Annotated in this window: 24 protein-coding genes and 1 pseudogene; 15 read left to right on the top strand and 10 right to left on the bottom strand. The window is 58.7% G+C overall.

Features of this window, described 5'->3' with window-relative positions; all coding sequences use genetic code 11:
* Nucleotides 1–79: 79 nt before the first annotated feature.
* Complete coding sequence (locus BUE92_RS09545; RefSeq protein WP_073523341.1) at nt 80–1249, bottom strand: aspartate aminotransferase family protein; 1170 nt, start codon at nt 1247–1249, stop codon at nt 80–82.
* Between the two features lie 102 nt (nt 1250–1351).
* Here BUE92_RS09545 and BUE92_RS09540 point away from each other — a divergent pair, with 102 nt between their 5' ends.
* Nucleotides 1352–2257 carry a LysR family transcriptional regulator gene (locus BUE92_RS09540; protein ID WP_073523340.1) on the top strand — a complete coding sequence of 302 codons (906 nt, stop codon included), beginning with the start codon at nt 1352–1354 and terminating at the stop codon, nt 2255–2257.
* Here the strand turns inward: BUE92_RS09540 and BUE92_RS09535 are convergent.
* On the bottom strand, nt 2254–2877 hold the full coding sequence (locus BUE92_RS09535) for an HAD family hydrolase (RefSeq protein ID WP_073523339.1): 624 nt from the start codon (nt 2875–2877) through the stop codon (nt 2254–2256). The two genes, BUE92_RS09540 and BUE92_RS09535, sit on opposite strands and share 4 nt — an antisense overlap.
* A 191-nt stretch (nt 2878–3068) precedes the next feature.
* On the bottom strand, nt 3069–4262 hold the full coding sequence (gene fabV, locus BUE92_RS09530; RefSeq protein WP_073523458.1) for an enoyl-ACP reductase FabV: 1194 nt from the start codon (nt 4260–4262) through the stop codon (nt 3069–3071).
* A gap of 276 nt (nt 4263–4538) precedes the next feature.
* On the opposite strand from fabV, the gene BUE92_RS09525 reads away from it, so the two are divergent.
* The 4 genes from BUE92_RS09525 (at nt 4539) to BUE92_RS09510 (ending at nt 7707) form a co-directional block, all read left to right on the top strand.
* Nucleotides 4539–5363 carry an aspartyl/asparaginyl beta-hydroxylase domain-containing protein gene (locus tag BUE92_RS09525; protein ID WP_073523338.1) on the top strand — a complete coding sequence of 275 codons (825 nt, stop codon included), beginning with the start codon at nt 4539–4541 and terminating at the stop codon, nt 5361–5363.
* 147 nt (nt 5364–5510) lie between these two features.
* A complete protein-coding gene (gene ppnN / locus BUE92_RS09520) occupies nt 5511–6884 on the top strand; it encodes a nucleotide 5'-monophosphate nucleosidase PpnN (RefSeq protein WP_032892811.1) in 1374 nt (457 codons plus the stop codon).
* Between the two features lie 173 nt (nt 6885–7057).
* Entirely contained in the window at nt 7058–7315 is a 258-nt protein-coding gene (locus BUE92_RS09515) for an AbrB/MazE/SpoVT family DNA-binding domain-containing protein (protein WP_073523337.1), read from the top strand.
* On the top strand, nt 7312–7707 hold the full coding sequence (locus tag BUE92_RS09510) for a PIN domain-containing protein (protein ID WP_073523336.1): 396 nt from the start codon (nt 7312–7314) through the stop codon (nt 7705–7707). The genes BUE92_RS09515 and BUE92_RS09510 overlap by 4 nt, the downstream gene beginning before the upstream one ends.
* A gap of 134 nt (nt 7708–7841) precedes the next feature.
* Here the strand turns inward: BUE92_RS09510 and BUE92_RS09505 are convergent, their stop codons facing one another.
* Entirely contained in the window at nt 7842–8171 is a 330-nt protein-coding gene (locus BUE92_RS09505; protein WP_047710347.1) for a YXWGXW repeat-containing protein, read from the bottom strand.
* Between the two features lie 192 nt (nt 8172–8363).
* Complete coding sequence (locus BUE92_RS09500) at nt 8364–9260, bottom strand: LysR family transcriptional regulator (protein ID WP_073523334.1); 897 nt, start codon at nt 9258–9260, stop codon at nt 8364–8366.
* A gap of 66 nt (nt 9261–9326) precedes the next feature.
* Between BUE92_RS09500 and BUE92_RS09495 the strand changes: the two genes are divergently transcribed.
* Nucleotides 9327–10031, top strand: a complete 705-nt coding sequence (locus BUE92_RS09495) for an NADPH-dependent F420 reductase (protein ID WP_256673951.1) — start codon at nt 9327–9329, stop codon at nt 10029–10031.
* Between the two features lie 64 nt (nt 10032–10095).
* Here BUE92_RS09495 and mqo read toward each other — a convergent pair whose 3' ends face one another.
* On the bottom strand, nt 10096–11742 hold the full coding sequence (gene mqo, locus BUE92_RS09490; RefSeq protein WP_073523330.1) for a malate dehydrogenase (quinone): 1647 nt from the start codon (nt 11740–11742) through the stop codon (nt 10096–10098).
* A gap of 482 nt (nt 11743–12224) precedes the next feature.
* On the opposite strand from mqo, the gene BUE92_RS09485 reads away from it, so the two are divergent.
* Entirely contained in the window at nt 12225–13412 is a 1188-nt protein-coding gene (locus BUE92_RS09485; RefSeq protein WP_014717589.1) for an MFS transporter, read from the top strand.
* Between the two features lie 541 nt (nt 13413–13953).
* On the opposite strand, the gene BUE92_RS09480 is transcribed toward BUE92_RS09485, so the two are convergent.
* Nucleotides 13954–14172 carry a hypothetical protein gene (locus BUE92_RS09480; RefSeq protein ID WP_073523329.1) on the bottom strand — a complete coding sequence of 73 codons (219 nt, stop codon included), beginning with the start codon at nt 14170–14172 and terminating at the stop codon, nt 13954–13956.
* 144 nt (nt 14173–14316) lie between these two features.
* Entirely contained in the window at nt 14317–14682 is a 366-nt protein-coding gene (locus BUE92_RS09475; RefSeq protein ID WP_073523328.1) for a DUF6124 family protein, read from the bottom strand.
* Between the two features lie 424 nt (nt 14683–15106).
* Between BUE92_RS09475 and BUE92_RS09470 the strand changes: the two genes are divergently transcribed.
* The 6 genes and pseudogenes from BUE92_RS09470 to BUE92_RS27840 all read left to right on the top strand — a co-directional run bounded on the left by BUE92_RS09470 (nt 15107) and on the right by BUE92_RS27840 (nt 17363).
* A complete protein-coding gene (locus tag BUE92_RS09470; protein ID WP_073523327.1) occupies nt 15107–15553 on the top strand; it encodes a thiol-disulfide oxidoreductase DCC family protein in 447 nt (148 codons plus the stop codon).
* A gap of 178 nt (nt 15554–15731) precedes the next feature.
* Nucleotides 15732–15974, top strand: coding sequence for a CopG family ribbon-helix-helix protein (locus BUE92_RS09465; protein ID WP_073523326.1), 243 nt, complete (start codon nt 15732–15734; stop codon nt 15972–15974).
* Between the two features lie 86 nt (nt 15975–16060).
* Nucleotides 16061–16458 (top strand): annotated as a pseudogene (locus BUE92_RS09455) (N-acetylmuramidase domain-containing protein).
* The gene (locus BUE92_RS09450) at nt 16455–16805 is read left to right on the top strand and encodes a phage virion morphogenesis protein (protein WP_256673949.1); all 351 of its coding nucleotides are present in this window, start codon (nt 16455–16457) and stop codon (nt 16803–16805) included. The pseudogene BUE92_RS09455 and the gene BUE92_RS09450 overlap by 4 nt, the downstream one beginning before the upstream one ends.
* Entirely contained in the window at nt 16786–16929 is a 144-nt protein-coding gene (locus tag BUE92_RS28865) for a hypothetical protein (protein WP_256673948.1), read from the top strand. Before BUE92_RS09450 ends, BUE92_RS28865 begins: the two co-directional genes overlap by 20 nt.
* Before the next feature lie 161 nt (nt 16930–17090).
* Nucleotides 17091–17363, top strand: a complete 273-nt coding sequence (locus BUE92_RS27840; RefSeq protein ID WP_143169965.1) for a hypothetical protein — start codon at nt 17091–17093, stop codon at nt 17361–17363.
* A gap of 191 nt (nt 17364–17554) precedes the next feature.
* Here the strand turns inward: BUE92_RS27840 and BUE92_RS09445 are convergent, their stop codons facing one another.
* Both BUE92_RS09445 and BUE92_RS09440 read right to left on the bottom strand, forming a co-directional pair.
* Nucleotides 17555–17863, bottom strand: a complete 309-nt coding sequence (locus BUE92_RS09445) for a BrnA antitoxin family protein (RefSeq protein ID WP_073523325.1) — start codon at nt 17861–17863, stop codon at nt 17555–17557.
* A complete protein-coding gene (locus BUE92_RS09440; protein WP_073523323.1) occupies nt 17841–18116 on the bottom strand; it encodes a BrnT family toxin in 276 nt (91 codons plus the stop codon). Before BUE92_RS09440 ends, BUE92_RS09445 begins: the two co-directional genes overlap by 23 nt.
* Before the next feature lie 174 nt (nt 18117–18290).
* Here BUE92_RS09440 and dusA point away from each other — a divergent pair, with 174 nt between their 5' ends.
* Entirely contained in the window at nt 18291–19277 is a 987-nt protein-coding gene (dusA, locus tag BUE92_RS09435; RefSeq protein WP_073523321.1) for a tRNA dihydrouridine(20/20a) synthase DusA, read from the top strand.
* A 329-nt stretch (nt 19278–19606) separates the two neighbouring features.
* Entirely contained in the window at nt 19607–20533 is a 927-nt protein-coding gene (tal, locus tag BUE92_RS09430; RefSeq protein WP_073523320.1) for a transaldolase, read from the top strand.
* Nucleotides 20534–20726 lie beyond the last annotated feature (193 nt).

Genomic DNA, 20726 nt, shown 5'->3' with positions numbered 1-20726 from the left:
CGGTGGTTCAGTCAATGCATCCGCAAACTGATATATCGCATTCGCGAGCAAGCCCGCTCCCACATTTTCTAATCGTATTTCAGCTCAGTAGGCGGGTGATGGCCCTCACGATCATCTCCACTTCCTTGCGCTCCAGCGTCAGCGGCGGCAACAGGCGAATGATCTTGCCCCGCGTGACGTTGATCAACAGCCCGTGCTCCTGGGCGGCACGTTGGGCCAGGTCGCGGTAAGGGCTGGCCAGTTCAATCCCGACCATCAAGCCCTTGCCACGAATCGCCCGCACCTGCGGATGGCCCTCCAACTCCATACGCAACCGCGCCAGCAAGTGTTCGCCCTGGCGTGCGGCGTTTTCCAGCAAGCCTTGCTCCTGAATAATCTCCAGCACCGTACACCCCACACGGCACGCCAGCGGGTTGCCGCCAAAGGTGCTGCCATGGCTGCCCGGGGTGAACAGTTGCGCGACGGCGGCGCGGGCCAGGCAGGCGCCGATGGGCACGCCATTGCCCAGGCCTTTGGCCAGGGTCATCACGTCCGGCACAATGCCTTCGTGCTGGAAGGCAAACCAGGTGCCAGTGCGCCCGATGCCGGTCTGGATTTCGTCGAGCATCATCAGCCAACCGTGGCGCGTGCAATGCTCGCGCAAAGCTTTGAGGTAACCCGGGGGCGCTACCAACACGCCACTTTCGCCCTGGATCGGTTCAAGCAGCACCGCCGCGATGCGCGTGCCGAACTGTGCGGTGACCGCCTCCAGGGCCGCCATGTCGCCAAACCCAATCTTGATGAAATCGCCGGGCAGGCGCTGGAACCCCAGGCGCACCGAAGGCCCGTCGCTGGCGGCCATGGTGCCCAGCGTGCGGCCGTGGAAGGCGTTCTCCATCACGACCACCAACGGCTGTTCGATGCCTTTTTTCCAGCCGTGCAAGCGCGCCAGTTTCAGCGCCGTCTCGTTGGCTTCGGCGCCGGAATTGTTGAAGAACGCGCGGTCCAGCCCGGACAGTTGGGCCAGCCGCCGGGCCAATTGTTGTTGCCAGTCGATGCTGTAGAGGTTGGAGGTGTGCAGCAGCAAGCCGGCCTGTTCGCTGATGGCGGCCACTAACCTTGGGTGGGAATGGCCAACATTGGTCACCGCCACGCCGGCCACGGCGTCCAGGTATTCGCGGCCCTGTTGGTCCCACAGGCGCGTGCCCAGGCCGCGGGTGAAGCTCAGGGCCAGGGGTTGATAAGTGCTCATCAGGCAGGCGGCGGTCATGGTTGCGGCTCCAGTGCATCGTTGGGGTGGATCAAGTATGGTTAACCACCCTCGCTGGATAAACGCAGTATTGCTGCAATAACTTTAAACCAGGGCTTGATAATGGATCTGTTCCAGGCAATGTCGGTGTACGTGAAAGTCGTCGAGACCGGCAGCATGACCGCCGCCGCGCAGGAATGCGGGATTTCGACCACCATGGTGGGCAACCATCTGCGAGCGCTGGAACAACGGCTTGGCGTCAGCTTGCTCAAACGCACCACGCGCAAACAAAACCTCACCGAATTTGGCGGGCAGTATTATCAGCGCTGCCTGGAAGTGCTGGGGCTGGTGGCCGACTCCGAGTTATTGGCCGAGCAGGTCCACAGCGAAACCCCCAAAGGCAGCCTACGCATCACCGCGCCCCCCGTGTTCGGCACCGAACGCATGGTGCCGGCCTTGAGTGAGTTTTCCCAGCGCTACCCACTTATCGACCTGTACGTGGTGATGAGCAATGAGCGCATGGACCTGGTCGACAGCGGTTTTGACGTGGCGATCCGTCTCGGCGAACTGGAAAGCTCCAGCCTGATCGCCCGGCCCCTGCAGGCCTATACCCTCACCCTTTGCGCCTCCCCTGCCTACCTGGCGCGACGCGGCACACCGCACACCCCGGATGACCTGCAGCAGCATGACTGCCTGGCATTCGCCTACCCCGCGAACGACAACTGGCGCGACACCGATAAACTCTGGCGCATGACAGACGATGAAGGTGAGGTGGAGGTGCCGGTGTCTGGCTCATTGACCATCAACAGCTCCCAAGGCTTGCGCCAGGCCGCCATCAACGGCATGGGCATAAGCATGTTGGCCGACGCCCTGGTGCAACCGGACCTGGAGAGCGGCAAGCTGGTGGCCTTGCTGACCACCTATAAACTGCCCAGCCGCCCCATGCACCTGATGTATCGCCAAGACCGCTATCGCCTGCCCAAGCTGCGGGCGTTCGTCGACTTTGTGATGGAGAAATGGGCGCGCTAGAACGCCACGCCCAACTCCCGCAAACGCGCAGCGGTACGATCGGCCGACACATGGTGGATACCCTGCCAGCCCAACGCGACGGCGGCCTCGATGTTGCCCGCGACGTCGTCGATAAACACCACTTCACTGGCCTGGATGTCTGGCAGGTGCGCGCGTACCTGACTGAGGCTGGCGTGGTAGATCGCCGAGTCAGGCTTGATCAACTTCACCTCGCCAGACACCAGAATATTGTGAAAGCGCTTCAAAAATGGGTAGTTGGCCCGGGCGTAAGGGAAGGTTTCAGCTGACCAGTTGGTGAGCCCGAACAGCGGCATCTCAACCTGGTGCAACGCTTCGAGAATCGCCACGCCCTCGGGTAATTCAGCCCGCAGCATTTCGGGCCAGCGCTCGTAATAAGCCTGGATCAGGGTCTTGTGTTCGGGGTATTGGGCAACCAGGGTACGGGTGGCTTCAGCCAGGGAGCGACCGGCATCTTGCTCGGTGTTCCAGTCCTGGGTACAGATGGTGTCGAGGAACCACTGTCGCTCGACGTCGTCGGCAATCAGCTTGCGGTACAGGTGCTGCGGGCTCCAGTCGAACAGGACACCGCCGAAATCAAAAACTACTGCACGAATCGTCATCAGATCCTCCGTTAGCGTGGCTTGATAGCTGCTGGAGTCTGACAGATCTGAAAGAGGGAGGCGCCCGCCGAGGTGAGTGTAGGAGCGAGCTTGCTCGCGAAAAACTCAAAGGCGCCGCGTTCATTCAGCAAGCACGCGGTATCGTTGACGTTTTTCGCGAGCAAGCTCGCTCCTATAAGAAGGCGATGGTTTTAAGCCTGGATCAGGCCGTTGATTTTGACGGTCGGGTTCACATCCGCGTCGTAATCCACGCCGTCGACCTCAAAGCCAAACAAGCGCAGGAACTCGGCTTTGTAACCGGCAAAATCGCTGATCTCGTTGACGTTGTCGTCGGTCACCTGATTCCACAGCGCGGCCACGGCGTCCTGGACCTTCGGTTCCAACTCGGCCAGGTCGGCGCGCAGGCGGCCGTCGGCGTCGAGTTTCGGCTTGCTGCCGTACAGGCTGTCCTTGAACAGGCCGTAGACCTGCTCGATGCAGCCTTCATGGGTGCCCTGCTCTTTCATCACCTTGAACAGCAGCGACAGGTACAGCGGCATGATCGGGATCGCCGAGCTGGCCTGGGTGACCACGGCCTTGAGCACCGACACACGGGCGTCGCCCTTGAGCGCAGCGAGGTTGTCGCGCAGGGTCAGGACTTTCTTGTCCAGGTCTTTCTTGGCTTCGCCGATGGAGCCGTTCCAGTAGATGTCCTGGGTCAGCTTCTCACCCAGGTAGGTGAACGCGGTGGTCTTGGCGCCTTCGGCCAATACATCGGCGTCACGCAGGGCGTCGATCCACAGCTGCCAGTCTTCGCCGCCCATGACCTTCACGGTACCGTCGATTTCTTCCTGGGTCGCAGGCTCAAGCGTGGTGTCGACCACCACGCCCTTGTCGGTGTTGATCCCGCGCAGGGTCACGGCCTTGCCGATTGGCTTGAGGGTGGAGTTGTGCACCACGCCTTGCGGGTCGGTACGGCGTGGCGCGGCCAGGCTGTAGACCACCAGGTCGATCTTGCCCAGGTCTTTCTTGATGGTCTCGATGGTCAGGCGCTTGATCTCGTCGGAGAACGCGTCGCCGTTGATGCTCTTGGCGTACAGGCCTTTTTCCACGGCAAACTTCTCGAACGCCGCGCTGTTGTACCAGCCGGCGGAGCTCAGCTTGCCTTCTTCGCCTTCTTTCTCAAAAAACACGCCCAGGGTGTCGGCGCCGCAGCCAAACGCAGCACTGATGCGCGCGGCCAGGCCGTAGCCGGTGGAGGCACCGAGGACCAGTACCTTTTTAGGGCCGCCTTCGATGACGCCGTGTTGAGTCACGTAGTCGATCTGCTCTTTGACGTTCGCTTCACAGCCAACAGGGTGAGCGGTCACACAGATAAAGCCACGAACCCGCGGTTTGATGATCATAAAAATTTCTGCCTCTTCCAAGGTGCCGAAGGCCAATAGTGGCCATTCAACTTCAATCGTACCGGTCTATGACGCCTGAAAAACCGAAGCGTCACGATAGTCGCAAATCTTCTGTTCTCAAAATTCAATCCACAAAACACCAGAGCATGAACAGCAACGGTTACAAATTGTGCAGGGGCTTCACAATTTCACCTTATTTAAAAACGCCTGCGAGCTTCAGAAACCCCTATGATGACGATATTGTTTCAATATGTTTCAGTCTTGGAGCCTCGTTTCATGAGCAAACATGCTGTCGGCAAAAAACTGGTGTCCCTGGCCTGGGTGCTCGGCGTTCTGCTGTTGATCGACTGTTTCCCACATTGCTGCCTGGTGTTTCTGCTGTTGGTGGTGTGCTGCGGTGTTTATGACTTCCTGCGTAACGGCCTGTACGACCGCGACACCATCAAGAAATATTTTATCGGCAACGGCCGTAATACCTGGGTGCTGGCACCGTTCAACACCCTTCTCGACCTGCTCAGCAGCCGCAACCGGCATGTCTACACCATGAACGACCTGCCACCGGCCTGGCGCGAAGACCTGCAACAGGTGATCGACGACGCCATGGCCCGCAAGGATGAAATCATCAGCTACCTGGACGAGCGCATGGCCGAGAAGAAACGCGGCATGTTGTTCTTCCAATGGTACGGTCGCCCGATCGAAACCACCCTGGATATCCCGCAGCTGCGCAAGAGTTTGCCGTTCGTGAAAACCATCGGCGTCTCGGTGTTCAACGAGAACCGCTCGACGTCTTTCCACTTCGGCCCCCTGCGCATGATGTTCCGTGTGCTCTACAACATGGCGCCGGCACCGCACCATGAGGGTGTGTATATCCAGGTCGGCAAGCACAAGCACTACTGGCACGACGACCCGCTGTTTATTTTCGATGACACGCTGATGCACGCGTCCTTCAACAAAAACGACGCCAAACGCTACTGCCTGTTCATTGATATTGTGCGCCCGACCCTGCTGCCCTCGGTGCTCAACGCCCTGATCGCAGGGTTTGCCGGCCTGGTCTTTACCCTGCGTCGGGTTTTCTACAAAAACTGGAAGCTGATTCAGTAAGTTCTGCGGCATGATGGCGTTGGGCGGTATTTGCGCTGGGCCTTGCGCCTGAGGTAAATAACCGTCTCGTGCGACCTTAACTGGCGCTCACCCTTCTCAAGCCATCGCCCCAAGCGCACGCGGTGGCTGTGCTTTCAAGGAATCAGAATGCCCCAACGTCAAGTCATCAACGCCTCCGTCAGCCCCAAGGGCAGCCTCGAAACCCTGTCCCAACGTGAAGTGCAGCAACTGAGCGAAGCCGGTACCGGCAGCATCTACACCCTGTTCCGCCAATGCGCCCTGGCGATTCTCAACACCGGCGCGCATATCGACAACGCCAAGACCATCCTCGACGCCTACAAAGATTTTGAAGTACGCATACACCAGCAAGACCGCGGCGTACGCCTGGAACTGCTCAACGCCCCGGCCGATGCCTTCGTCGATGGCGAAATGATCGCCAGCACCCGCGAAATGCTGTTCAGCGCCCTGCGCGACATCGTCTACACCGAGAACGAGCTGGACAGCCAGCGTATCGACCTGAGCAACTCCCAAGGCATCACCGACTACGTGTTCCACCTGCTGCGCAACGCTCGTACGCTGCGCCCGGGTGTGGAGCCGAAGATCGTGGTGTGCTGGGGCGGCCATTCGATCAACACCGAAGAATACAAATACACCAAGAAAGTCGGGCACGAACTGGGCCTGCGCAGCCTCGACGTGTGCACAGGTTGCGGCCCCGGCGTAATGAAAGGTCCGATGAAAGGCGCGACCATTTCTCACGCCAAGCAACGCATCACCAATGGTCGTTACCTGGGCTTGACCGAGCCAGGCATTATCGCTGCCGAAGCGCCGAACCCGATCGTCAACGAACTGGTGATTTTGCCGGACATCGAAAAACGCCTGGAAGCCTTCGTGCGTGTCGGCCACGGCATCATCATCTTCCCCGGCGGCGCCGGCACGGCCGAGGAGTTCCTGTACCTGCTGGGCATCCTCATGCACCCGGACAACCGCGACCTGCCGTTCCCGGTGGTGCTCACCGGGCCCAAACATGCCGCGCCTTACCTGGAACAATTACACGCGTTCGTCGGCGCCACCCTGGGCGAAGCGGCGCAGAAGCATTACCAGATCATCATCGACGACCCGGCCGAAGTGGCCCGCCAGATGACCACCGGGCTCAAGGCGGTGAAGCAGTTCCGCCGCGAGCGTAACGACGCGTTCCACTTCAACTGGCTGCTGAAGATCGACGAAGGCTTCCAGCGCCCGTTCGACCCTACCCACGAAAACATGGCCAGCCTGCAACTCAACCACGCGCTGCCGGCCCATGAACTGGCGGCCAACCTGCGCCGGGCGTTCTCCGGGATTGTGGCGGGTAACGTCAAGGACAAGGGCATTCGCCTGATCGAAGAAAACGGCCCGTATGAGATTCACGGCGACCCGGCCATCATGAAACCGCTGGATGAGCTATTGAAGGCATTCGTGGCCCAGCACCGCATGAAGTTGCCAGGCGGCGCGGCCTATGTGCCGTGCTATCGCGTGGTGCAATAAGGCCGCGGCGGTCAGTCATAGTTTGTATCCGTTTGGGGCATGGCCCGGCGTGTGAGGAGGGAGAGTTCGGACTAGGGTTTTACTATTCCCAACTCACCCACCTCAACGAGCGACCTATGGACCAACGGATATTGTCCTCTGTCGCTCCTTACCCTAAGGTAAGGAATATCACGATGGAGATCTTCACTATGACGACCGCCACACTCACTTCAAAAGGGCAAATCACCATCCCTGTCCAGGTCAGGACGGCCCTGGGCCTGGAAACAGGCGACCGGGTGGAATTTGTCGAAATGGAAGACGGCAAGTTTTCCATGATTGCCGCGAGCAAAACCGTCAAGGACCTCAAGGGGTTGATCCGCAAGCCCGCCCATGCCGTGTCTATCGAAGACATGAACCGCGCCATCGCAGCCCAGGGAGCAACAGCTGGATGATCGGCCTGGATACCAACGTGCTGGTACGCTACCTGACCCAGGACGACCCGGTTCAATCAGCCAAGGCGTCCCAACTCATCGAATCGCTCACCGCCGCCTCGCCAGGCTTTGTCAGCCTGGTGACGCTTACGGAGTTGGTGTGGGTGTTGCAGTCCTGCTACCAGTCGGCCAAAAGCGACGTGGTGACGGTGCTGGAAACCTTGTTGCACACGCGGGAGCTGACCGTCGAGCACGCCGATATCATCTGGCAGGCACTGCGCAAGTTCAGCGCAGGCAAAGCCGACTTTGACGACTGCCTGGTTGAACGCTGTGGCCATGCGGCGGGCTGCGAGTACACCGCCACCTTTGATCTGAACGCGGCCAAGGCAGCGGGGATGAAACGGCTCGGTTAGCCCGTATTTTTTGTAGGAGCGAGCTTGCTCGCGAAGAACGTCAACGATAACGCGAGCATTCAGATTGCAAGCGGTGCCTGTGAGCTTTTCGCGAGCAAGCTCGCTCCTACAGAGGAGAGGGAGAGGAGGTTTGGTCAGCGTATCCAGCCACCGACCTGCCAATGGTAGCCATCATTACGCTGCACCCAGTGCGGGTGTACATAACGATAGCCCTGGCGCACCGGCTCCCAATGGCCGTGCACCGCCACGTAACGCCCGCCCTCCCAACGCCAGTAACCGCGTGACCAGATATAACCCTCGCGTACCGCCGGTTCGACTTCTATCACCTGCACCGGAGGCGGCTGCGGCGCCACCACCTCGACATACTCACGTTGCACCGGCCTGCGCTCATGTACTACACGCTCTTGTACACACCCGGACGCCGCGACCACCATGGCGGCCAATGCTGCATAACGTAACAACATATAAAATCCTCGAGCGCGAACGCCCTGCACCTGCATCAGAAAGTAATCCGCCTTTATTCCAGCCGGGCTCCTGCATGGGCTTTGATTATTTTTAACAGGAAATGTCTGTCAGATTGCTGAACCCACCGGCCTCAAGTCGAACGGGCACTGCTGGCGCTGCATCTGCATGAACAGGTGAGAGAGCCCGCGCGTTTAAACCGAGCCAAAACGTTGTAATACGGCCTCGACAAACCGCCGCAACTTAGCCGTGCGCTGCCGATTCGCGGTGTAGACCAAATGCATCGATCGACTTGGCGCGTCAAAGTCCGGCAGTACCCGCACTAACTGGCCCTCGGCCAGTGCCCTGCGCAAGAAGTCTTCTGGCCCGAGCACGATACCGAAACCATCCAGCGCCGCCGACATCAGTGCTCTGCTTTCGTTGATCTGCAAACGGCTGCTTACCTGCACCCTGTGCGGGACCGCGCCTTGGTAAAGAACCCATTCACGATCCGCCGGGCGTGACCAGAAGGCATAGCCCAGGCATTCGTGATGCTCAAGGTCTGCCGGCGTCATCGGTGTGCCCCGCACCTGCAAATAGGCCGGCGCCGCGCAGACAACCAGGCGATACGGCGCCAGCGGCCGGGCGGTCAGGCCGGTGGTCCCCAGGGGGCCGATACGAAAGGCTGCCTCATAGCCCTCCTCTACCAGGTCGACGAAACGATCCGTAAGGTGCAGATCGATTTGCACATCCGGGTTGTCACGCAAGAATCCGGTGATCAACGGCATCAGGCTGTAGGAGCCGAACGTCACCGGGGCGGTGATTTTCAGCTTGCCACGCGGGGTGTCGTTCATGATTTGCGCAAGGGAATCCGCCGCCTCAGTCTCCGTCAGGATGTGCTTGCAACGTTCGTAGTAAGCGTTCCCCAACTCCGTAAGGCTTTGCCTTCGCGTAGTACGGTTAAGCAAGCGCGCGCCCAAGCGTTGTTCCAAGGCGGTGACATGCTTGGCCACCATTTGCGGTGACATATTCAAACGTTCAGCGGCACGCACGTAGGAGCCGAGCTCAGCAGCCATCACAAAGGCATTCATGCTTGATAAACGATCCATCATTCTCTACTCCCAGTAACAACAGCCGCGCCACAACTGCGATTTATCACCAAATGGTTGCCAATCATCATAGCCACTTCGTACTTCCATCGGAGCAAGCACATGAAGATTGGCGTAATTGGAGCAGGTTTTATTGGACGGGCCGTGGCGCAATTAGCCCTGGCCGCCGGGCATGAGGTGATGCTGAGCAACTCCCGGGGCCCGCACACCATGAGCAGCGTGGTAAGCGGCATACTCGGTGTGCAAGTTGGCAGCGCAGACGATGCCGCACGGTTCGGCGATGTGGTGCTAGTGGCGATTCCCTTTCAACACTACCGCAGCGTGCCCGCGCAATGGCTGGAGGGTAAAACGGTGATGGATGCCAACAATTACTACCCCGACCGCGATGGGCATATCCCAGAGCTGGACCGCTTTGAAACGACTACCAGCCGCCTGCTGGCCGACCATTTGACACATTCGCACGTGGTGAAAGTGTTTAACGCGATCTTCGCCCCCGACCTGACGCAAGACGCCCGCCCTCACGGTGCACCTGATCGGCGGGCGCTGCCCGTCGCGGCGGATGACGCCACCGCGAAGGCCGTCGTGACCAAGCTGCTCGATGAGCTGGGGTTCGATGCTGTCGACGCCGGTGGGCTGGATGAAAGCTGGCGATTCGAGCGGGCCAAACCTGCGTATTGCGTACCCCTGGACCAGGCTGGCTTGAAGGCTGCGCTGGCGGCGGCCGAGCGTGCGGTTGAGCTGCCCCCGGTGGAGCGACACCCGCCGCGCTCCTGAACATTGGCCCATGAAAAAGCCCGCTGACCGTCACCGGTTCAGCGGGCTTTTTCGTGGGTGTGGCTTACAGCGCCAGGTCAGAAACCGGCTTGCTTGGCTCAGCCGCAGGCTTGGCAGCCTCGGTGGCCTGTGGAGCAGCCAGCTGCGGGATCGCAGGTGGCGGGGTCAGTTGCAGGACACCGGCGGTGTAGGCCCACTCCTTGGCAACCGCTTCAGGGCTGTCGTTCAGCTTGGTGCCGTAGCTTGGCACGATCTGGTGCAGTTTTTCCTGCCAGGCCGGGCTGGCTACTTTGTCCTTGAACACCTTTTGCAGCACGGTCAGCATGATCGGAGCCGCAGTGGACGCGCCTGGCGATGCACCCAACAGGCCGGCAATGGAGTTGTCGGCAGAGCTGACCACTTCGGTACCCAGCTTCAGCACGCCGCCTTGCTCTTCGTCACGCTTGATGATCTGCACGCGCTGGCCGGCTTGCCACAGACGCCAGTCCGATTGCTTGGCGTTCGGGAAATACTCTTGCAGCGCCTTGAAGCGGTCGTCATCGGACAGCATCAGTTGGCCGGCAAGGTACTCGACCAGTGGGTATTCACGAATACCGACTTTGGTCATGGGCCAGATGTTGTGGGTGGTGGTGCTGGTCAGCAGGTCCAGGTACGAGCCTTCCTTCAGGAACTTGGTCGAGAAGGTCGCGAATGGGCCAAACAGAATCACGCGCTTGCCATCCAGCACACGGGTGTCCAGGTGCGGAACCGACATCGGTGGCGAACCGACCGAAGCCTTGCCGTAGGCCTTGGCCAGGTGCTGCTCGGCGATGGTCGGGTTCTCTGTCACCAGGAACGAACCACCGACTGGGAAGCCTGCGTATTCCTTGCCTTCGGGAATGCCCGACTTCTGCAGCAGGTGCAGGGCACCGCCGCCAGCGCCGATGAACACGAACTTGGCGTCGGTTTCAGTCTTGGTGCCGTCTTTGAGGTTTTTGTAGCTCACGCGCCACGAACCGTCGGCGTTCTTGGTGATGTCCTGCACTTCGCTCGACAGCTTCAAGTCAAACTTCGGCGTGGTTTGCAGGTGAGCGACGAATTGGCGGGTGATCTCGCCAAAGTTCACGTCGGTACCGATCGGGCTCCAGGTGGCCGCGATTTTCTGGTTGGGATCACGCCCTTCCATCATCAACGGAACCCACTTGGCGATCTGCGCCGGGTCTTCGGAGTACTGCATGCCGGCGAACAGCGGGCTCGCTTGCAGGGCTTCGTAGCGCTTTTTCAGGAACTTGATGTTGTCATCGCCCCACACAAAGCTCATGTGCGGTGTGGAGTTGATGAACGAACGTGGGTTCTTCAACACGCCCTGCTGAACCTGCCAGGACCAGAACTGACGGGAGATCTGGAACGCTTCGTTGATCTCGACCGCTTTAGGGATCTCAACGTTGCCGTTCTTGTCTTCCGGGGTGTAGTTCAGCTCAGCCAGGGCCGAGTGACCGGTACCGGCGTTGTTCCAGCCGTTGGAGCTTTCTTCGGCCACGCCATCGAGGCGCTCGACCATCTCCATCGACCAGCCCGGCTCCAGCTCATTGAGCCAGACACCCAGGGTTGCACTCATGATGCCGCCGCCGATCAGCAGCACATCGACTTTCTTTGCCTCTTCCGCGTGAACGGACGTGATCCCCATCGACAAAGCCAGCCCCAGCAGGGCAGTGTTTACTTTTTTAAACATCAGTAGCACCTATGATAAAACGCCATCCGCCCTACCGCCCCTGGTCATGAGTAACCCTCGTTCACGCTACGTCAGGCAACGTACCGCGGGGTCTGCACAGTCACATAAAGGCTGCAGGGTGGGCACACAAGGCCGATGGATCGACCTCACTGTTATGTCCCTTCTGCGCTGACTTCTTATCATTATTGGCTTCAGCTACCTGGGCGACAGCCAACCGCTGGGACGTATACGGGTGTACGCACCAAGGAAAGACTAGCCCAAGACGGCGCGCAGAATATCACGCTAAACAGCGTTTATGCGCCGTTTGGCCAATTGACAGGCCTAAATCGCGGCTTTTAATACGCCCCTGTCAAGCCTGGCAGCCGCGACCTGCGGTCACAGGCGTGGAACTCTGCCGAAAATGGCGGTTCTAGACACCTTCGTCGCGGCTTGCGTAGCATCGGCGACAGTCCTTCGTGCACACCCTCCACACAGAGTTACCCATGACTATCCAGCAAACACCCGGGCACGTACTGCCCGCGCGCAGCGCCGCCAAAATGGAAGCGGCCATGGCCGTGGGCGCCTTCGCGATCGGCACCGGCGAATTCGCCATCATGGGCCTGATGCCCGACATCGCCCAGAACCTGGGCCTGAGCGAACCCCAGGTCGGCCACGCCATCAGCGCCTACGCCCTGGGCGTCATGGTCGGCGCCCCACTGCTGGCCATCCTCGGCGCCAAGCTGCTGCGCAAACACATGCTGCTGTTGCTGATGGGCCTGTACGCCCTGGGCAACTTCGCCACCGCCTTCACCCCCACCTTCGGCTCGCTGGTGGCCTTCCGCTTCATCAGCGGCCTGCCCCACGGCGCCTACTTCGGCATCGCCGCCGTGGTCGCCTCCAGCATGGTGCCCACCGACAAACGCGCCGGCGCCGTGGCCCGCGTCATGATGGGCCTGACCCTGGCCATGCTGCTCGGCAACCCCATTGCCACCTTCCTCGGCCAACACTTGGGCTGGCGCTCGGCCTTCGCCCTGGTCAGCGTGATCGCCCTGCTCACCATCGCCCTGGTCTGGCAATTCGTGCCCCACCGCCACGACGAACAACGCAGCGACCCGCGCAAAGAACTGCGCGCCTTCACCAAACCCCAGGTCTGGATGGCCCTGTCCATCGGCGCAATTGGCTTTGCCGGGATGTTCTGCGTATTCAGCTACCTGGCGCCGACCATGCTGGAAGTGACCAAGGTCTCGCCCCAGTGGATTCCGTTTGGCCTCGCCGCGTTTGGCGTGGGCGGCATTATCGGCAACATTGCCGGTGGCAAACTGTTTGATCGCATGCAGTTCCGGGCGGTGGGCTTGATATTGGTGTGGTCGATGGCGGTGTTGTTGTTCTTCCCCTTCGCCGCCTCCTCGCTGTGGGGCGTGCTGCTGAGCATGGGGTTGGTTGGCACTATGGTCGCGTTGGCGGCACCGTTGCAGATTCGCTTGATGGACATTGCGCATGAGGCGCCGAGTTTGGCGGCAGCGTCGAACCATGCGGCGTTCAACCTGGCGAATGCGCTGGGGCCGTGGTTTGGGGGGATGGCGATTACGGCAGGGTTGGGTTGGACCAGTACCGGCTACATCGGTGCTGCTACAGCGCTGGTGGGGCTGGGCCTCTACCTGATTGCCCGGCGTATGAAAGGCGGCCATTAACGGCTTGCCTAATACCGATCAGCTAAGCGAAAACAATACTCAAAACAACGAAGACCCAATGTGTGGAGCTGGCTTGCCTGGGAAAGCAGTGGTTCAGTCATAGATTCCAGTGACTGACACGCCGCCTTCGCGAGCAAGCCCGCTCCCACAGGGATCTGGGCCAGACGCTGGTTCTGCGGGCGATACATGGCCAATGTGGGAGCTGGCTTGCCTGCGATAGCGGTATACCAGTGACAGATGAGTTAACTGACCCACCGCCGTCACAGCACAAATATCTACACAACTTCGGCACAACGCTGCACCTGTGGCGACGGAGCCTGCTCCCGTGAAGACCTGACAGCCGACGCTTATCTCCCTGACTCCCACACTCCAACTGTGGGAGCGGGCTTGCTCGCGAAGGCGGCCCGACAGCCGACGAAAATGCGGGATCAGACCGCTTACTATCCGTTACTCAGGCAACGGCTAATTAGCGTTCCACCCCAACGGCTGCTCACTTTGCAAAGCGGTAAAGCAAGCAAAACACTCTTGCCCCACCACCCCATCAATCATCATGCAACAACCCCGAACCATACTCCCCATAACTACTCCCCAGCCCACTGCCACCGAAATTCATCTTTGCGGCCTTGTTGGGGCTATGGTCACCAAACGCCTGGCATCCGCCTGAAAAGCAAGGGTCACTGCTCACGGCTGGTGAAGATGAACAAGCACTCAACATCAACGTGCCGGCGATCATCACAGCTTTGACGAGGTTCGAGATCATGGTTTCAGTTCCCTGTGGGCTGGAGGCCCTGGGGCCCTCTTTTGCAGGGAATCGTAGACCTCAACGGCACAGGGAATTATGAAACTTTGCTGGGGGACAGCAGGAGTTCAGGTTGCCGCCTGGGTAAGGCGGCAGGGTTGGTTGTCAGGCTTTGACTGAGGCAGTCGCGGGCGCAACTTGCTCCTGGGCTCGATCAACGAGCAGCGAGCTCAACTCGATTAACTGCTGAATGCCCAAGGCGATAGCGCGTTGGGCGTCGTCGAGGTCGAACGCCAAGGTGGCGGCCATTTCGTTGGCGGATGCCAGGTTTTCGGCGGCGTTGGCCAGGAGGGTTTCGGGGTCGAGGGTTGGGTTTACGAGGAATAGGTTGTTGCTTGGGCGTTCGACGGGTGCAGCGTCGTCGGATGGGGGCAAGTGATGATGGATTGCTCGGTGGGCTGCGGCTTGAAGCTTGGGATCGGCGGACGATGTACCGTGATCAATAGAAGAATTTCGTGTGTTGTTGTGCATGGCGAAGCTCCAAATATTTACGGGAGTTAAAACGCCTTAGCAATGCGGACTTCCACCTCCGGCCACTGGTTTGCAGCGGCTTGAGGAGGTTAGCTAGGGGTGGTCTGAGGGGCAAGCCGAGAAATGTGTAGGAAATACCCTAAGGCGTATCAAGGGCTGGATCTAAAACTCCCGGCCAGCACCATTACCAACTTCGTTACGTCTGCGAGCTGTAAGATGCTTTAAACAACGTCGTATGCGCTCCAGAGTGGAGGAACGCTAGCGACACGTGGGATGCCCTTTGTGACGTTCCATGGCATATCCTCCCAAACCTGAGCGAGAGACTTGCTGAACAGGCGTAGAGACAACAAAGATCGCTAAGTTATAAAAACGATCGCTAAATGACAGCCTCCAAAATGGTTTATCTTCAGATACGGCAGACCCGATGACCATTCAAACCCAATCTCCCGCCCCGCTTCTGCAACCAGGCGAAACAGCAGTCCTTTTTGACGGCACCTGCAAGCTATGCAATGGCTGGGCACGATTTATTATTCACTATGACCATGCTCGTCAAATTCAGCTTGCTGCGGTTCAATCGCCGGAAGGTCAAGCGCTATTACAATGGGCGGGGCTACCGCAGGACAAATTCAACACCATTGTTCTCATCTCGAATGACAAGGTGTCCGTGCGTTCCGAAGCGATGTTCGAGATCTTGGCACGCCTGAATGCTCCGTGGCGCTGGCTAACGGCTGCCCGCGTCGTCCCAGCGGCCCTGCGAGATTGGATGTACGACAAAATCGCTATAAATCGCTATAGATTATTTGGGAAGTATAATTCCACCCGTCTTCCGGTGGCGGATTACGAAGGGCGGTTTTTGAAGGCGCGGAGATAAAGAGAGCAGGCAGCAAAAAACCTCCTCGGATACTGGGATCAGGCCACAACACCCGGCTATGAGTTGGCAGAGGAAAAGCAAACGATTCACTCCCAGACACACCTCGCGACGGCGTGCTGCTTCAACCCGACGCTTCACAGCGTAAGATGCCCAACATCCGTCCACCATTGAGGCCGCCATGACTGGGATATCCCTAAACCTGCCGGAAGACCTATCCAACTCTCTCTCCGACCTGGCCAAAACCAACGGCCAGACAGCGAGCTATCTGGCGATGGAGGTTCTTCGCGACTACATACAGCACGAAAAAACGCTGACGGCTCAAATCGAGCGGGCAGTAAAGGAAGCCGACCAAGGCAAATTCGCCATCGATGACCAAGTAGCAGCCATGCGCGCTAGGCGCTGGAGCAGGAACCCGGGTTGAGTGGCTTGAAAAAGCACTCAAAAATCTGGAAGACGAAGCGAACTATATCGCTCTCGAAAATCCAAAAGCCGCTGACGAATTCTCGGATGCCATTTTCGACTGCGTCGGCCGGTGGCTATATCGGCGGTACCGCCGAGCACCAACGCCTGGCCATGGCCCGCCAGATCGACGATACGGCCGCACTTGAATCCGCATCCTGGGGCGCTTTCCAGATTATGGGTATCACTGGGAGCGCCTTGGCCACACGAGCGTGCACGACTTCGTGGCGGCGATGAGTGCCGGCGAATCGCAGCAGTTCGACGCTTTCACCCGTTTCATCGAAACCGACCCGGTGCTGCACAAGGTGCTGAAAGCCCGCAAATGGGCCGAGTTTGCCCGGCTCTACAACGGGCCGGACTACCTGCGCAATCTTTACGACACCAAGCTGCAGCGTGCCTATGAACGGCACGCTGGTTATGAGTGCGGACAGGGGGTGGCGGCATGATTGACTTCGAAGCAGTGAAGAAACTCCGCGTGCGGGACGGGGATCTGCTGGTGGTGCCAGAGTCGACCGAACAAGGCGATATGGTACGGCTGGAAGCCCTGGAGACCTGGGCGTCCGGCCTGCTGGAGCAACTCCAGCCAGCCGCCCGCAATCAACTCGCCCGCGCCATCGGCCAGGAACTGCGGCGCAGCCAGCAAAAGCGGGTACTGACACAGCAAAACCCGATGGCAGCAAGTTCGCACCACGGAAAAAGCGGGACTTGCGCGGCAAGCAAGGCCGCATACGGCGCAAGGTTGAGATGTTCAAAAGCTGCGTACCGCCAGTTACATGAAAGCCCGAGGCGATAGCAATGCCGTGACCGTGGGTTTCACCAGGCGGATCTCCCGCATCGCCAGGGTTCACCAATTCGGTTTGAAGGACGCGCGGAGGGCGGCGCCCCCCCAGTACTGGGCTTCACCGAGGATGATCTAGACTTAATTCGTGACGGGCTGTTAAAAAATCTAACAGGCACCTTATAACAAATAGCACCTAACATTCATTCTTTTTAATATAAAAAACTGTCAAGTATTACAGTATCGCTACCTCTCGCACAAAGATTAACCTGCGCCAGTACATCGACGGAGGTTAAAATCATGGCCACTTCACTAGAAGACACTTTAGCTACCGCTAAACCCAACGAACGCCTTATTGGATCTGATAACGAGAAAAAACCTATAGACGGTTTATTTCAGCGTTACGACAAAGCCACAGGCCTATTGACTCTCAAGGTCATCGGTGGAAACGAGTTACAAACCCACAATAAAGTAAATATAAGTAAACTATCTAAATCGACAGAAAGGTCACCAAAGGCATTTGCATACAATATGGCATCTGCCCCGGATGAATCCGAATTTACGCGGTTTTAGATTGCAGCCTTCTACGCGCATGAAACAGTAACAATCAACACAACTGGCGCCCATGCCCATGGGTGCCATTTTTTTTGCATGTCGTGCTCACCCTTCTGAATACAAAAACGGGGACAGATTTATTTATACCATCGCTGAGAAAAATCTAATTACAAGGCAGCAAAAAGCCGCGTCATCCGCGGCTTTTTGCCTTAGGCCTTCAGTTCATCCGGCGTGTGCGTCTTGAGCCAATCAGCCAAGGCGGCGTTCATTCGCGTTTGCCAGCCCGGCCCAGAAGCTCTGAATCGCTCCAGCACGTCAGCATCAAAACGAACATTAACGTGCTCTTTAGTGGCTACCGACTTTGGCCGCCCGCGCTTGGGTTTGAGCATTTCCTTCGCCTGAGCTTTGCCAAACAATCCCACAAGCACCTCTCTGGCTGGCTTGGCCTTAGCAAAGTCCTCAGCCGACCATTCCGGGTTCGCTGTATCGACCTTCTCAGGACTGGGTTTCTTGGTCATAATTTTTGACCTCCCGTTTGTTGGCTTTACGAAAGCTGATGACGTGGGCCGCGTCACCCCGTGGGGTGAACACTACGACATGCAGCCGATCCCCTATGTATCCCATCGCTCGGTAACGACACTCACCGTAGTCGAATCGATCATCTTCCACGATCAAGGCCGTAGACCATTCAAAGTCCCGCACTAACGCAAACGGGAGTCCACGTTCTTCAACGTTACGAGCGTCTTTGGCTGGGTCATAGGTAATCTGCATGCGATTATCGTAGCCACAATAAATCATCAACACAAGGTGCGCGTCGAAAGCCTGACCGAGCGTGTGCTTTGGTTATCACCGAAGGCTGACTGGCTAGGCTTGAGAACCCGCCAAGTACCTGACATACATCCCTGATAAACTACGCCCCATTCGCCTGGCTGACTCAGATCCCCCATGTCCCTACAAACCGCCCCACTCTCCCGCCGCTTCTCCGTCGCCCCCATGATGGACTGGACGGACCGCCATTGCCGGTTCTTCCTACGCCTGCTCTCCAAACACGCCCTGCTCTACACCGAGATGGTCACCACCGGCGCAATCCTCCACGGCGACCACGACCGCTTCCTGCGCCATAACGAAGCCGAGCACCCGCTTGCTCTCCAGCTAGGCGGCAGTGTCCCGGCTGACCTGGCCGCCTGCGCCCGTATGGCCGAGGCCGCCGGTTATGACGAAGTGAACCTGAACGTCGGCTGCCCCAGCGACCGTGTGCAGAACAACATGATCGGCGCGATCCTCATGGCGCACCCTGCCCTGGTGGCGGACTGTGTGAAGGCGATGCGTGATGCGGTGTCGATTCCGGTGACGGTGAAGCACCGTATCGGTATCAATGGGCGGGACAGTTATGCCGAGTTGTGTGATTTCGTCGGGACGGTGAGGGATGCCGGTTGCACCAGTTTTACCGTGCATGCGCGGATTGCGATTCTGGAGGGGTTGTCGCCCAAGGAGAACCGGGACATTCCGCCGTTGCGTTATGACGTGGCGGCGCAGTTGAAGCGGGATTTTCCGGGGTTGGAGATTAATCTCAATGGCGGGATCAAGACGTTGGAGCAGTGCCATGAGCATTTGCAGACGTTTGATGGGGTGATGTTGGGGCGAGAGGCTTATCACAATCCGTATCTGTTGGCGGAGGTGGATCAGCGGTTGTTTGGCAGTGAGGCGCCGGTGATTAGCCGGGCGGAGGCGTTGGCGCAGTTGCGCCCGTATATAGCTGAGCACCTGGCAACAGGTGGCTCGATGCATCACATCACGCGCCATGTTCTGGGGCTGGGCACTGGTTTTCCGGGGGCGCGCAGGTTTAGGCAGTTGTTGTCGGTGGATATTCATAAGGCGGCGGATCCGTTGGCGTTGCTGGATCAGGCGGGGGAGTTGTTGGAGGGGCGGTGATGGGTTGGGTGTCAGTGGGGATATTTGGGACTGACAGGCCGCTTTCGCGAGCAAGCCAGCTCCCACAGTTTGACTGATGGGGGTCAGGTGAATGTCAGTGGCTGGGCTGGTGTCATGCAGGCAAGTCGGCTCCCACAGTTTGATCGGAGGGCATCGAGCAGTTAGGGGGAACCTGTCGGCGATTTTGGCCTCCTAGTTAGCACCACGGCCGGTGATTCAAACGGCTGTTTCCAGGTTATTGCCCTCGCAAACGACCTAACGCATTTGCGCCCTTGAGCGCCTGCCAGCGCTCGGGTAATGTCAACAGACCCACAGGACAGAGCACGCCCATGACTTCCAAGCTGGAACAACTCAAGCAATTCACCACCGTCGTAGCCGATACCGGCGATTTTTCTACCCTCGCCAAGCTCAAGCCGCAAGACGCGACCACCAACCCTTCCCTGCTGCTCAAGGCTGCGTCGATTCCTGGCTATGCCAAGCTGCTGGATGAGTGTGTGCAGGATTGCAACGGCGATGTGGGCCTGGCCAGCGACCGTTTTGCGGTGGCGGTAGGCCAGGAGATTCTTAAAGTAGTACCGGGCCGTATTTCCACTGAGGTGGATGCGCGCCTGTCGTTCGACGAAGCTGCCATTCTCAAGCGTGCGCACCGTCTGATCGACCTGTACGACAAAGCCGGGGTTAGCCGCGATCGCGTGCTGATCAAGATCGCTTCTACCTGGGAAGGCATCCGTGCCGCCGAGAAGCTGGAAAAAGAAGGTATCCAGACCAACCTGACGCTGCTGTTCTCCTTCGCTCAGGCCGTGGCTTGTGCCGAAGCGGGTGTGTTTCTGATTTCGCCGTTCGTGGGCCGTATCTACGATTGGTACAAGAAGGCCAACGGCAACGATTACACCGGTTCCGATGACCCGGGCGTGCAGTCGGTGACGCGCATCTACAACTACTACAAGGCCAATGGCTACAAGACGGTGGTGATGGGTGCGAGCTTCCGTAACCTCAGCCAGATCGAAGAGCTGGCCGGGTGTGATCGCCTGACTATCAGCCCGGACCTGCTGGAGAAGCTGGCAGCCGATGAAGGCAAGCTGGAGCGCAAGTTGGCGCCAGGCCACTCCGGTGAGGCGCGGGTGCATATGACTGAAGCGCAGTTCCGTTGGGAGTCCAACGAGGACGCGATGGCGACTGAGAAACTGGCGGAGGGGATTCGTCAGTTTGCTCGGGACCAGGAGAAGCTGGAGGCGTTGTTGTCGGCCAAGCTGTAAAGGCAGATAGCAACAAAAAGGGCGGCACCTGTGAGGGTGCCGCCCTTTTTTGTCTTTCGACCATCTTGAGCCAGCCTCAGATCAACCTGTGGGAGCGGGCTTGCTCGCGAATGCGGTGGTTCAGCCAAAGATGTATTCATTGGCAGACCGCATTCGCGAGCAAGCCCGCTCCCACATTGGAATGTTATTGCAA

The organism is Pseudomonas fluorescens (assembly GCF_001902145.1).
Classification (GTDB): domain Bacteria; phylum Pseudomonadota; class Gammaproteobacteria; order Pseudomonadales; family Pseudomonadaceae; genus Aquipseudomonas; species Aquipseudomonas fluorescens_BV.
Note: the sequence above shows the minus strand (reverse complement) of the source record. Positions and strands in the feature narration are given on the sequence as shown.

Coding starts and splice junctions, on each gene's coding strand:
- ppnN (WP_032892811.1), top strand. CDS start 5,511: ATGCCCCAACGTCAAGTCATCAACGCCTCCGTCAGCCCCAAGGGCAGC.
- BUE92_RS09500 (WP_073523334.1), bottom strand. CDS start 9,260: ATGATGGATCGTTTATCAAGCATGAATGCCTTTGTGATGGCTGCTGAG.
- tal (WP_073523320.1), top strand. CDS start 19,607: ATGACTTCCAAGCTGGAACAACTCAAGCAATTCACCACCGTCGTAGCC.
- BUE92_RS28865 (WP_256673948.1), top strand. CDS start 16,786: ATGAAAGCCCGAGGCGATAGCAATGCCGTGACCGTGGGTTTCACCAGG.
- BUE92_RS09480 (WP_073523329.1), bottom strand. CDS start 14,172: ATGATCTCGAACCTCGTCAAAGCTGTGATGATCGCCGGCACGTTGATG.
- BUE92_RS09505 (WP_047710347.1), bottom strand. CDS start 8,171: ATGTTGTTACGTTATGCAGCATTGGCCGCCATGGTGGTCGCGGCGTCC.
- BUE92_RS09515 (WP_073523337.1), top strand. CDS start 7,058: ATGGAGATCTTCACTATGACGACCGCCACACTCACTTCAAAAGGGCAA.
- BUE92_RS09470 (WP_073523327.1), top strand. CDS start 15,107: ATGACCATTCAAACCCAATCTCCCGCCCCGCTTCTGCAACCAGGCGAA.
- BUE92_RS09440 (WP_073523323.1), bottom strand. CDS start 18,116: ATGCAGATTACCTATGACCCAGCCAAAGACGCTCGTAACGTTGAAGAA.
- dusA (WP_073523321.1), top strand. CDS start 18,291: ATGTCCCTACAAACCGCCCCACTCTCCCGCCGCTTCTCCGTCGCCCCC.
- fabV (WP_073523458.1), bottom strand. CDS start 4,262: ATGATCATCAAACCGCGGGTTCGTGGCTTTATCTGTGTGACCGCTCAC.
- BUE92_RS09545 (WP_073523341.1), bottom strand. CDS start 1,249: ATGACCGCCGCCTGCCTGATGAGCACTTATCAACCCCTGGCCCTGAGC.
- mqo (WP_073523330.1), bottom strand. CDS start 11,742: ATGTTTAAAAAAGTAAACACTGCCCTGCTGGGGCTGGCTTTGTCGATG.
- BUE92_RS09540 (WP_073523340.1), top strand. CDS start 1,352: ATGGATCTGTTCCAGGCAATGTCGGTGTACGTGAAAGTCGTCGAGACC.
- BUE92_RS09510 (WP_073523336.1), top strand. CDS start 7,312: ATGATCGGCCTGGATACCAACGTGCTGGTACGCTACCTGACCCAGGAC.
- BUE92_RS09535 (WP_073523339.1), bottom strand. CDS start 2,877: ATGACGATTCGTGCAGTAGTTTTTGATTTCGGCGGTGTCCTGTTCGAC.
- BUE92_RS09485 (WP_014717589.1), top strand. CDS start 12,225: ATGACTATCCAGCAAACACCCGGGCACGTACTGCCCGCGCGCAGCGCC.
- BUE92_RS09465 (WP_073523326.1), top strand. CDS start 15,732: ATGACTGGGATATCCCTAAACCTGCCGGAAGACCTATCCAACTCTCTC.
- BUE92_RS27840 (WP_143169965.1), top strand. CDS start 17,091: ATGGCCACTTCACTAGAAGACACTTTAGCTACCGCTAAACCCAACGAA.
- BUE92_RS09445 (WP_073523325.1), bottom strand. CDS start 17,863: ATGACCAAGAAACCCAGTCCTGAGAAGGTCGATACAGCGAACCCGGAA.
- BUE92_RS09525 (WP_073523338.1), top strand. CDS start 4,539: ATGAGCAAACATGCTGTCGGCAAAAAACTGGTGTCCCTGGCCTGGGTG.
- BUE92_RS09450 (WP_256673949.1), top strand. CDS start 16,455: ATGATTGACTTCGAAGCAGTGAAGAAACTCCGCGTGCGGGACGGGGAT.
- BUE92_RS09475 (WP_073523328.1), bottom strand. CDS start 14,682: ATGCACAACAACACACGAAATTCTTCTATTGATCACGGTACATCGTCC.